9 protein-coding genes are annotated in these 10,992 nt (G+C 73.3%); 5 read left to right on the top strand and 4 right to left on the bottom strand.

What is annotated here, in order from left to right:
• Nucleotides 1-15 precede the first annotated feature (15 nt).
• Nucleotides 16-732: an SDR family oxidoreductase gene (locus AB0C62_RS38040; RefSeq protein ID WP_362981252.1), complete on the top strand. Its 717-nt coding sequence runs from the start codon at nt 16-18 to the stop codon at nt 730-732.
• The gene (locus tag AB0C62_RS38035; RefSeq protein WP_362981248.1) at nt 729-1,643 is read left to right on the top strand and encodes an SDR family oxidoreductase; all 915 of its coding nucleotides are present in this window, start codon (nt 729-731) and stop codon (nt 1,641-1,643) included. The genes AB0C62_RS38040 and AB0C62_RS38035 overlap by 4 nt, the downstream gene beginning before the upstream one ends.
• Before the next feature lie 93 nt (nt 1,644-1,736).
• Here the strand turns inward: AB0C62_RS38035 and AB0C62_RS38030 are convergent, their stop codons facing one another.
• Nucleotides 1,737-2,483 carry an ankyrin repeat domain-containing protein gene (locus AB0C62_RS38030; RefSeq protein ID WP_362981246.1) on the bottom strand — a complete coding sequence of 249 codons (747 nt, stop codon included), beginning with the start codon at nt 2,481-2,483 and terminating at the stop codon, nt 1,737-1,739.
• A gap of 105 nt (nt 2,484-2,588) precedes the next feature.
• The gene (locus AB0C62_RS38025; RefSeq protein ID WP_362981244.1) at nt 2,589-3,482 is read right to left on the bottom strand and encodes a hypothetical protein; all 894 of its coding nucleotides are present in this window, start codon (nt 3,480-3,482) and stop codon (nt 2,589-2,591) included.
• A 218-nt stretch (nt 3,483-3,700) separates the two neighbouring features.
• On the opposite strand from AB0C62_RS38025, the gene AB0C62_RS38020 reads away from it, so the two are divergent.
• A complete protein-coding gene (locus AB0C62_RS38020) occupies nt 3,701-4,483 on the top strand; it encodes a serine protease (protein ID WP_362981242.1) in 783 nt (260 codons plus the stop codon).
• A 133-nt stretch (nt 4,484-4,616) separates the two neighbouring features.
• Here the strand turns inward: AB0C62_RS38020 and AB0C62_RS38015 are convergent, their stop codons facing one another.
• Entirely contained in the window at nt 4,617-5,063 is a 447-nt protein-coding gene (locus AB0C62_RS38015; RefSeq protein ID WP_362981241.1) for a GNAT family N-acetyltransferase, read from the bottom strand.
• Between the two features lie 99 nt (nt 5,064-5,162).
• Here AB0C62_RS38015 and AB0C62_RS38010 point away from each other — a divergent pair, with 99 nt between their 5' ends.
• Nucleotides 5,163-8,294 (top strand): endo-alpha-N-acetylgalactosaminidase family protein, encoded by a 3,132-nt coding sequence (locus AB0C62_RS38010; protein ID WP_362981239.1) that lies wholly within the window; start codon nt 5,163-5,165, stop codon nt 8,292-8,294.
• On the opposite strand, the gene AB0C62_RS38005 is transcribed toward AB0C62_RS38010, so the two are convergent.
• Nucleotides 8,180-10,000: a beta-galactosidase family protein gene (locus AB0C62_RS38005; RefSeq protein WP_362981237.1), complete on the bottom strand. Its 1,821-nt coding sequence runs from the start codon at nt 9,998-10,000 to the stop codon at nt 8,180-8,182. The two genes, AB0C62_RS38010 and AB0C62_RS38005, sit on opposite strands and share 115 nt — an antisense overlap.
• A gap of 98 nt (nt 10,001-10,098) precedes the next feature.
• On the opposite strand from AB0C62_RS38005, the gene AB0C62_RS38000 reads away from it, so the two are divergent.
• Nucleotides 10,099-10,983 carry an AraC family transcriptional regulator gene (locus AB0C62_RS38000; protein WP_362981235.1) on the top strand — a complete coding sequence of 295 codons (885 nt, stop codon included), beginning with the start codon at nt 10,099-10,101 and terminating at the stop codon, nt 10,981-10,983.
• The last annotated feature ends 9 nt before the right edge of the window (nt 10,984-10,992 follow it).

The raw sequence follows: 10,992 nt of genomic DNA, 5'->3' as shown, positions 1-10,992 counted from the left end.
GATGTAGACGAAGGCGTGGATGTCCAGGAGCGGCCGGTCGGCGGGCCGGTCCTCGCGCGGCAGCATCTCCTCGACCACGACCGCGATGGACCCCCCGAAGTTCCCCTGGAAAGAGCCGACTTCGTGCCGGTCGACCTGCGGGACCCGGCCGCCGTGCGGGACTTCTTCGCCGCCCTGCCTCGGCTCGACGTCCTCGTGAACAACGCGGGTGGCGCCCCCTACCGGCCGCTCGCCGCGGCGGACGCCGAACGGCACGCCCGGGTCATCGAGCTCAACCTCACCGTTCCGCTCACCGTGTCGCTCGCCGCGTACGAACACCTCAGGCGGGCCCGGGGATCGATCGTGATGATCGGGAGTGTGAGCGGGTCCCGGCCCTCGCCCGGCTCGGCGGCCTACGGGGCGGCGAAGGCGGGGCTGGAGAACCTGGCCCGTTCCATGGCCGTCGAGTGGGCACCGGAGATCAGGGTCAACACCCTGGTCGTCGGCATGGTCCGCACCGAACTGGCCCAGCTGCACTACGGCGGCGAGGACGGGGTCGAGGCCGTCGCCCGGACCGTCCCGCTGGGCCGTCTCGCCCGGCCGTCCGACGTCGGCGCAGCCGCCGTCTTCCTCGCCTCGGACGCCGCCGCCTACATCAGCGGAGCCTCGGTCCTCGTCCATGGAGGCGGCGAGCGGCCCGCCTTCCTCGACGCCGCGACCGTCAACAAGGACCAGCAGGGAGAACCGTCATGAGCGCACCGCCGCTGTGCGAGGGACGCGTCGTGGTCGTCACGGGCGGGGGCCGCGGGCTCGGCAGGGCACACGCCCTCGCCTACGCCGCCGAGGGCGCCCGGCTCGTCGTGAACGACCTCGGCGTCGGCCTCGACGGCGCCCCCGGTCCGGACAGCCCGGCCCGCCGGGTCGTCGAGGAGATCCGCGCGGCCGGCGGCGAGGCGGTGGCCCACGGGGGCGACATCGCGACCGCCGACGGCGCCGCCTCCCTCGTCCGCACCGCCCTGGACACGTACGGCCGACTCGACACCCTCGTCAACAACGCCGGCTTCCTGCGCGACCGGATGCTCGTCAACCTCGACGAGGAGGACTGGGACGCCGTCATGCGGGTCCATCTGAAAGGGCACTTCCTGCCGCTGCGGCACGCGGCCGCGCACTGGCGGTCCGAGGCGAAGGCAGGCCGTACGCCCGAGGCCAGGGTCGTCAACACGAGCAGCGGGGCGGGCCTGTTGGGGTCGGTCGGGCAGGGCAACTACAGCGCGGCCAAGGCGGCCATCGTCGGCCTGACCCTGGTCGCGGCCGCCGAGATGGGCCGCTACGGCGTGCAGGTCAACGCCATCGCCCCGGCCGCCCGCACCCGGATGACCGAGCGGACCTTCGCGGAGACGATGACGGCGCCGGGCGACGGTTTCGACGCCATGGCTCCCGAGAACGTCTCGCCGCTGGTGGTCTGGCTGGGATCGGCCGCGAGCGCCGGGGTCACCGGCCGCGTGTTCGAGACCGAGGGCGGCCGGATCACCGTGATGGAGGGCTGGCGGCCCGGCCCGAGCGCGGACAAGGGGGCCCGCTGGACCCCGGCCGAGGCGGGCGACGCGGCCCGGAAACTCCTGACGGAGGCGGAGACGCCGGGGGCGGTGTACGGCGCCGAGTAGAGCGGGAGGGGCGGAGCCCGGACGGGGCGGGGCAGGCACGGCGGATGCTGGAGAGCGGGGGAGTGCGGGCGCGGAGCGGGTCGGGAGCCGCGTTCAGCGCCCGGGTCGTTTCCCGGCCGCCGTCAGCAGGGCGATGATCTCGGCGTGCCCCGTCTGGAGGTCGTCTCCCGCGAAGGGACTGCCCTGGGCGTCCAGGAGTTCCACCTCGATGGTGGTGCCCTCGGACGATCCGTGGCGGCGGGTGACCGAGCGGTGCCCCGGTCCGTGCGTGCGGGCCAGACCGGCGCGCAGCTCGGCCTCGACACCGACGGTGAGCAGACGGCGCGCCTCCGCGAGCGCCTCGGCCCGCGCGCCCGCCCCGCGCGCGAGCAGGGCCCGCACGCAGCCGACGGAGCCCCGGCGGGCCGCCGTCACCAGCGGCGCCTCGCCCGAGGGGCCCGGCCTGTCCGGGTCCGCGCCCGCCCCAAGGAGCAGCTCCGCGACCGCGGCGTGGCCGCACCGCAGCGCCCAGGTCAGCGCGGTGAAACCGAACGCCTCGACGGTGTCGGGCCCCGCCCCGGCGCCGAGCAGGGCCCGCACCACCTCGACGTGCCCGCCGCAGGCCGCGCCGCACAGGGGAGCGTCCGTGCCCAGGCTGAGCCGGTCGGGGTCGGCGCCGCCGGCCAGCAGCAGTCGGACGATCCCGGCCCGGTCGCTCACCGCCGCCGCGTACAACGCGCTCTGGCCGTCCTCGTCCACGCTCTCGGCGCTCACCCCGGCGCGCAGCAGCCGTACGACCGAGTCCTCGTCCCCCTCGTACAGGGCGGGGAAGAGGGTGGCGGCGGGGTCGTCGGTGCTCATCCTCCGACCCTCGCTCGCCAAGGACACGCGAGGCAAAGCCTTTTGGGGTGTCCTGCCTCACGCCCCTACCGGGATCTGCCCGTCCCGGCGCGGCGGGCGCGTGCGTCAGGTGTCGCACTCCAGCACCGTGCGGCACAGCGCGCACCGTGCGCGGACCCGGCCGCGTACCGGCACCCTGATCCGCTGGTGGCAGGTCGGGCAGGGAAAGGACACGCGCAGTGGGCCGGTGGCGTCGGGGGCGAACGCGTAGGGAACGCCCACGGGGTCGGGGGAGTGGTGCTCCTGGGCCTGCCGGCGGTCCTTGGCGTAGCGGCGGCGGCCCGTCCAGCCGGCCGCGGTCAGCGGGGGCTGCTGCTCGTCGCGGCGGGCCTGCGCCATGCCCTTGGTGTACGCGGTGTACGCCTGCGGGCTGGTGAACCACACGGAGGGGTCCTCGCCGAACACCAGGGCCCGCTTGGCGAGGACGTACCCGAACTCCTCCGGCGTCAGGTAGCCGAGTTTCTGCGAGGAATCGGCGTCCTCGCGGTAGGCGTCGAGGAGCAGCCAGCCGGCGCCGAGGTAGGCCGCGGCGGTGTCGGTGAGGATCTCGGTGTCGCGGGTGCCGGGGAAGGCGAGGTCGAGGCGGTGCAGATAGACGTGCATGACCTCGTGGGCGAGGGCGGCGCCGATGTCCCTGCGGTGGGTGCGGAAGCGGTCGTTCAGCTCGATGAAGTACTCGGGTCCGGCGGCGAGTTCGACGTTCGCCGCGTGCGTCATCTCGCGGAAGCCGACGATCATCCGGGCGTCCGGAAGCCGGTAGTGCCGCACCATCTCGCGGGCCACGCGCTGGGCGCCCAGATGCAGGTCGTCGAGGTCGGCGAAGGCCACGTCGGCGGGGGCCACGCTGGCCGAGAAGGTGTGGACGGTGTCGTAGGAGAGCCGTTTCCAGAGCGCGGTGATCGACGCCCGCACCGTGTCGAGGTGAGGGAAGCCGTGCTCGACGGGTCCGCCGTTCGCCACGTCAGCACCCCCTGAAGACGCCGGAACTCCCCTCCACTCTAAGCGGGCTTCCTCCCGGCGGCCTGGGACGCGGCGCGGCCGCGGGCGTGTCTGGCCGGATTGCGGCTCTTGCCCGCACCCGGCGGCGGTCCTCATAATCCCCACCAGCTTGGCAGGAGCATGCCAGCAACGTCTTCGTGTCCCTGCCCGGCGGACAACCCCCCACGAAAGGAAACGCGTTGAAGTCTCCGAAGAAGTCCGCTCTCGTCCGAAGACTGCTCGCCGTCGCCGCGGTCGTCCTCGCCGCGGCGTCGCTCCAGCCGCTGACCGCGCAGGCGGCCCCCGCCCCCGTCGTCGGCGGCACCCGCGCCGCTCAGGGCGAGTTCCCGTTCATGGTCCGGCTCTCCATGGGCTGCGGCGGCGCCCTCTACACCAAGAGCATCGTCCTGACCGCCGCGCACTGTGTGAACGGCTCGGGCAACAACACCTCCATCACCGCCACCGCCGGCGTCGTCGACCTGCAGAGCGGCAGCGCCGTCAAGGTCAAGTCGACGAAGGTCCTCCAGGCCCCCGGCTACAACGGCAAGGGCAAGGACTGGGCGCTCATCAAGCTCGCCAAGCCGATCGAACTGCCCACGCTGAAGATCGCCACCACCACCGCGTTCAACAACGGCAACTTCACCGTCGCCGGCTGGGGCGCGGCCCGCGAGGGAGGCGCGCAACAGCGCTACCTCCTCAAGGCCACCGTCCCCTTCGTCGACGACGCCACCTGCAAGCAGGCGTACGGCAGCGACCTCGTCCCCGGTGACGAGATCTGCGCCGGATTCGTCGCGCAGGGCGGTGTCGACACCTGTCAGGGCGACTCCGGCGGCCCCATGTTCCGCAAGGACGACACGGGCGCCTACCTCCAGGTCGGCATCGTCAGCTGGGGCCAGGGCTGCGCAGAACCCGGCTACCCCGGCGTGTACAGCGAGGTCTCGACCTTCGCCGCCGACATAGCCAGGGCGGCGGCCGGGCTGTAACACCTCGCCCACGCCGACCCCGGCTGACCATCGGTGCATCGGTGCGTCTGAGCCCGCGGCGCCCGCGACCCCGGTCGTGGGCGCCGTCGCGCGTTCCCCGAACGGGGACGGGGACAGGGGCACCCGCAGGGTGTCAGCCGGCGAGCACCTTGTGGAAGTGAACGTCCTGGTGCCCGCCCGGGATGCCCTCCGTGCGGCCTGTCTCCCGGTAGCCGTGCCCGCGGTAGAAGTCGGGGGCCTGGAAGGTGAAGGAGGAGACGATCACCTCGGTGCAGCCGCGCCGGGCACCCTCCTCCTCGACGGCTCGGAGCAGCTTGCCGCCCCAGCCCGCGTGCCGCTGGTCCGCCCGCACCCACAGCATGTCGACGGCGCAGCAACTGCCCCACACCCAGGCGGTGAGCCCGCCGACGAGTTCCCCGTCGGCGTCGGTCACCCGGACCGAGAGCGGCTCCGGCGCGCCGGCTCCGGTCGCCGCCGCGTTGAAGGCGGTGAGTTCGTCGTCGAGCCGCTGTTCCAGATCGGCGTCCTTGGCGCCGATCCGCAACGACGCGCTCACGGGCTGCTGGTGAGGACTGGTCATGGCGGGGAGTATGCCAACGCCCCTGGCGGGACGCCGAACCGATGTCCCCGACGGGCGGCACCGGCGGCCGTTAGTCCAACTGCTCCTCCTCCTTTGTCCATGGGCACACCGGCCCCGCGCGACGCAGTCTGGCGCCCCGGAACGTCGCCCCCCAGGAGGAGAGCCTTGCAGCCCTCAGACACGTTCACCCCCACTCGTCGCACCGTCGTCGCGGCCGGAGCCGCCGCCGGGATCGGCGCCGTGCTCGGCCTGCCCAGCGCGGCCTCGGCCGCCCCCGGCGACGACACCGTCACCCTCCGCTCGGCGCACCTCGACGTCCGCGTCGCCACCGCCTTCCCGCGGATCGTCACCTACACCGACCGCGCCACCGGCGCCGTGCTGCACGGCCAGTCCGACCCGGTCACCTCCGTCCTCGTGGACGGCACCGCGCACACCCCGACGGTCACCGCCACCCCCGGCGCGACCTCCGCGGCCTACCGCCTGGCCTTCACCGGCGGCACCACCGTCGACGTCGAGATCGCCGTGACGGACCGCCGCGTGACCTGGCGGGTCACCGCCGTCGACGACACGGACGCCCTTCCCGTCGGAACCCTGGAGATCCCCGACCTCGCCCTGCTCGCCGTCCGCAGCGACCAGCCCGGCGCCCAACTCCTCGCCGCACGCGTCCAGCTCGACCAGGCCAAGAGCGGGGACACGCTGGTCACGCCGACCGCGGACAGCCCGGCGGAGGCGGCCACCGGATGCGCCTACGCCGTCGTCGCCCACCACGCGCTCGCCGGCGCGCTGGAGACCAACACCGTCTACGACAAGCCCGACGCCACCACGTCCTGGGAGAACGGCCGACTCTGGCGCCGGACCGTCCGCAAGGAGGGCTACACCGAGGCCCGCCTCGCCCCCGGACAGTGGACCCACCGCGCCGCCGCCGCGACCGACACCGAGCCGCTCCCGTACGCCACCGTCGTCGTCACCGGCGACCGCAACGGCGACGGAGTGATCGACTGGCAGGACGCGGCGATCGCCTTCCGCGACATCATGGTCACCCCGCTCGGCGCCGAGGACACCTACCGGCGCGTCGTGCCGCACATCCCCTTCAACTTCGCCTCGCAGGCCACCAACCCGTTCCTCGCGACCCTCGACAACGTCAAGCGGATCTCCCTCGCGACCGACGGACTACGGCAGTTCACGATCCTCAAGGGCTACCAGTCGGAGGGCCACGACTCCGCCCACCCCGACTACGCGGGCAACTACAACGAGCGCGCCGGCGGTCTCGACGACCTCAACACCCTGGTCCGGGCGGGAAAGAGGTGGAACAGCGACTTCGCCGTCCACGTCAACGCCACCGAGTCCTACCCCGTCGCCCACGCCTTCTCCGAGACGCTCGTCGACAAGGACGACCCGCAGTGGGACTGGCTCGACCAGAGCTACCGCATCGACGCCCGCCGCGACCTCGTCTCCGGCGACATCGTCCGCCGCTTCGCCGACCTGCGCCGCGACGCCGACCCCGCCCTCAACTCGCTCTACATCGACGTCTTCCGCGAGTCCGGATGGAACTCCGACCGTCTCCAACGCGCCCTGCGCGACCAGGGCTGGCACGTCACCTCCGAGTGGGGCCACGGGCTGGAGCGCTCCACCCTGTGGTCGCACTGGGCGACCGAGACGGACTACGGCCCCGACACGTCCCGCGGCATCAACTCGCGGCTCATCCGCTTCGTCCGCAACCACCAGAAGGACGTCTTCGCCGACAAGTGGCCCACCCTGCTGGGCGTTCCCCGCATGGGCAACTTCGAGGGCTGGACCGGCAAGACCGACTGGTCCGCCTTCCACGAGCTGATCTGGACCCACTCCCTGCCCGCCAAGTACCTCCAGGCGTACCCGATCCGCACCTGGGGCGAGCACGAGATCACCTTCGGCACGACGACCGCCGTGACCTCCGTGACCGACACCGACGGCACCCGCCGCATCAGCACCGACGGACGCCTCGTCTACGACGGCGGCACCTACCTGCTGCCCTGGGACCCCAGGAAGGCGACCAAGCTCTACCACTACAACCCCGACGGGGGCAGCAGCAGCTGGCGCCTCCCCAAGAGCTGGGAGAGCCTGTCGCGGGTCGCTGTCTACCGGCTCTCCGACCAGGGGCGGGCCTTCCAGGCGTACGTCCCGGTGCGCGCCGGCCGGATCACCCTCGACGCGGACGCCGGACAGCCGTACGTCCTCTACCGCACCCGGGTCGCCGACGCGGCCGACCCCGACTGGGGCGAGGCCACCCCGCTCCACGACCCCGGCTTCAACTCCGGCTCCCTGAAGGGCTGGACGGTCGCCGGACCCGCCTCCGTCGAGCTCAACTCCCTCGGCGACCACGAACTGGTCATCACCGCCGGCGCCGCCGCCACCGTCTCCCAGCGGCTGACCCGCCTCAAGCCGGGAACGTACGCCGCCTCCGTCCAGGTCGAGGTCGGCGCGAGCGCGGACGACCGCCGCGAGGCCTCGCTCCGGGTCCGAACGGCCGACGGGGTCACCGCCGCCAACACCACCGGCACGTCCACCGCGGGCAACTACGTCGCCGCCGACCGCAAGCACGACACCCGGTTCCAGCGGATGTTCACGTACTTCACCGTCCCCCAGGGCGGCGGCCCCGTCCGACTCACCCTCGGCGCGGCGGCCGGACAGGCACGCGTGCGGTTCGCCGACGTCCGCGTCGTGCCCGCCGTCCACGCGGCCACCGCGCCCGGCACCCTCGTCCACGAGGACTTCGAGCACGTCCCGCAGGGCTGGGGCCCCTTCGTGAAGGGCGACGCGGGCGGCGTCACCGACCCGCGCACCCACATCGCCCAGCGGCACGCGCCGTTCACCGGACGCGGCTGGAACGGCAAGGCGATCGACGACGTCGTCGACGGCACCCAGTCCCTCAAGTCACGGGGCGAGAACGACGGTCTGGTCTACCGGACCGTGCCCCACACGGTCCGGTTCCAGCCGGGCAGGCGCTACCGGGTCACCTTCCGCCACGAGAACGAGAAGCCCGGGCAGTACGCCTGGATCACCGCCGTCGACGAGGGCGCGCGAACCCGTGAACTGAGCCGCACCGACCTCCCCGTCGCCACCCAACCCGCCGCACACTCCTACGAGTTCACCGCACCCGCCACCGGTGAGGCCTGGGTCGGCCTGCGCAAGACCGGCGACGACGGCACCGCCGAGTTCACCCTCGACTCCTTCGAGGTGACCGAGACCGGCTGACCCGCCGCCTCCAACTCCAGCACCCACACGTCGTTCACGCCCTCCCGCAGGACCGCACCGGGCACGTACAGCGCCCGCTGCGGTCCCGCGGACCAGTACCGGCCCAGCCCGAACCCGTTGACCCACACGAAACCCCGCGTCCAGCCAGGGAGTTCGAGGAAGGCGTCCCCGGCCCCGGACACCTCCACGGTGCCGCGGTACAGGCCGGGGGAGCCGTCCGCGGGCACCTCCCCGAACGGCACCCGCCCCACCTCCCCGTCCAGCGCGTCCAGCCGCAGCGCCCGCGCCCGCACCCCGTGCAGATACTGCCGCTCGTGCAGCACACCCCCGGTGACGCCCTTCGCCTCGCCGGTGCGCGGACCGTAGTTGACCCGCCCCAGCGACTCCACCCACAGCTCCACCCGCGCCGGACCCGCGACCGGCTCCTTCAGCCGGGGCTCGTCCTCGGTGAGCACCCCGGCCCGCACCCCGTCCACGGACACCACCGCCAGATCCCGCAGCCCGCTCACCGTCAGCGGATACGGCTGCCGCGGCCCCGGCACATCCACCTCGTACTTCACCAGACCCCGGTCCACGCCCAGTTCCTCGAACGTGGGCGGCACCGGATACTCGGCCTCCTCGCCCCCCACCGCGTCCAGCACCGTGTCCAACGACGCCCAGCCGCCGAGCCCGGCCTCCACGTCCGCGCCCAGCACCTCGGGAGCGGGCGGCACCTCGGGCAGCGGGCCCTCCGCGTACGCGGCGAGGATCTCCCGGAAGAGCCAGAACTTCTCGGTGGGGCGGCCCAGTTCGTCGATCGGCGCGTCGTAGTCGTACGACGTCACGTCGGGCTCCAACGGCCCCTCGTGCAGCTCACCGCCCCGATTGGCGCCCGCCCAGCCCCCGAAACTCGTCCCCCCGTGCGCCATGTACAGATTGACCGACGCCCCGCACTCCAGGATCTCCCGCAACGCGTCCGCCGCGTCCCGCGGATCACGCACGACGTGCTCCGCACCCCAGTGGTCGAACCAGCCGCACCAGAACTCCATGCACATCAGCGGACCCGACGGCCGGTGCCGGCGCAGCGTCGCGAACGCCTCCCGCGCCCCCGACCCGAAGTTCGCCGTCGCCAGCACCCCCGGTACCGACCCGCCCGTCAGCATGTGGTCCTCGGGCCCGTCCGACGTGAACAGCGGCACCCGGACGCCCCGCGCGCGCAGCAGATCCGCCAGCCACCCCAGATACACCTGGTCCGAGCCGTAACTGCCGTACTCGTTCTCCACCTGCACCATCAGCACCGGCCCGCCGCGGTCGACCTGCCGCGACACGATCTCCGGCAGCAGCACCCCGAACCAGCGCTCCACCTGGCGCAGATACTCCGGATCCCGCGTCCGCGCCCGCCCCGTCAGCCAGTGCGGCAGCCCGCCGTTCTCCCACTCGGCGCAGATGTACGGGCCCGGCCGCACGATCGCCCACAGCCCCGCCGCCCGGGCCGCGTCCAGGAAACGGCCCAACCGCTCCACGTCACGGACCTCACCGGGACGCGGCTCGTGCAGGTTCCACGGCACGTACGTCTCCACGCAGTTCAGCCCGAGCGCCCGCAGCATCCCCAGCCGGTGCGCCCACTGCGCCTCGTGCACCCGGAAGTAGTGCAGCGCGCCCGACAGCAGCCGCACCGGGCGCCCGTCCAGCAGAAAATCGGTGTCCCCCACCGTGAACTCGCTCATGGCCACACGATCACCCCTGGCGGCGAACCGCGTCCATGGACAAAGATCGGCACTGATTGGACGCAACGCAAAGGAACGACCGGGCGGGACGAAAACGGATGTACCACACCTGGATGCGCTATTTCACCCCCGGGCCCGCCCACCTCCGGCTCGGCCTCGCCTGCCTCGGCGTCGGCCTCCAGCACGGCGAGCTGCCTCCCGTCGGCCCCCGCACCCTCGACCACCACGTCGCCGTCGTCGTCAGCGCCGGCAGCGGCTGGTACCGCACCCCCGACGGCCGCCGGCAGACCGTCACCGCCCCCGCCCTCATCTGGCTCACCCCCGGCACCCCCCACCACTACGGCCCCGACCCCGGCTGGGACGAGTGCTTCGTCGACTTCACCGGCCCCGCCACCACCACGTACACCGAACTCGGCTACATCGAACCCGGCCGCCCCGTCGTCCCCCTCTCCGACGCGGCCGCAGCCCGCGCCGTCGTCGCCCGCATCGCCCGCGCCGCCCGCCGCGGCAACCCCCTCCTGGAGGTCGAGACCGGCGCCGCCGTCCACGAACTCCTCGTCACCCTGCGCCGCGCCCGCGCCGACCTCGCCCCCGACGGCGACGAGGTCCTCCAGGCCCTCGCCCGCGACGCCTTCAAAGCGATGTCCGTCGCCGACCACGCCGCCCGCCACGGCATGACCTCCGCCGCACTGCGCACCGCCGTCCGCCGCGCCGCCGGCTGCAGCCCCAAGGACTACCTCCTCGGCATCCGCCTCGGCCGCGCCAAGGAACTCCTCGCCGCCACCGACCTGCCCGTCGCCGTCGTCGCCCGCCGCGTCGGCTACGACGACCCCGCCTACTTCTCCCGCCTCTTCACCCGCCGCGCCGGCATCCCGCCCGTCCGCTTCCGCGAACAACAGGGCCGCACCGTCCCCGGCGGCTGGAGCAACCGCGTCCCCGACCCCGACGATCCACCCATGATCGAACCCCCGCACGCCACGTAGGGTTGGCCC

This window comes from Streptomyces sp. NPDC048643, assembly GCF_040650615.1.
Classification (GTDB): Bacteria; Actinomycetota; Actinomycetes; order Streptomycetales; family Streptomycetaceae; genus Streptomyces.
This window is presented reverse-complemented; position numbering and strand designations above follow the sequence as displayed.

Coding starts and splice junctions, on each gene's coding strand:
- AB0C62_RS38035 (WP_362981248.1), top strand. CDS start 729: ATGAGCGCACCGCCGCTGTGCGAGGGACGCGTCGTGGTCGTCACGGGC.
- AB0C62_RS38030 (WP_362981246.1), bottom strand. CDS start 2,483: ATGAGCACCGACGACCCCGCCGCCACCCTCTTCCCCGCCCTGTACGAG.
- AB0C62_RS38015 (WP_362981241.1), bottom strand. CDS start 5,063: ATGACCAGTCCTCACCAGCAGCCCGTGAGCGCGTCGTTGCGGATCGGC.
- AB0C62_RS38010 (WP_362981239.1), top strand. CDS start 5,163: ATGGGCACACCGGCCCCGCGCGACGCAGTCTGGCGCCCCGGAACGTCG.
- AB0C62_RS38005 (WP_362981237.1), bottom strand. CDS start 10,000: ATGAGCGAGTTCACGGTGGGGGACACCGATTTTCTGCTGGACGGGCGC.
- AB0C62_RS38000 (WP_362981235.1), top strand. CDS start 10,099: ATGTACCACACCTGGATGCGCTATTTCACCCCCGGGCCCGCCCACCTC.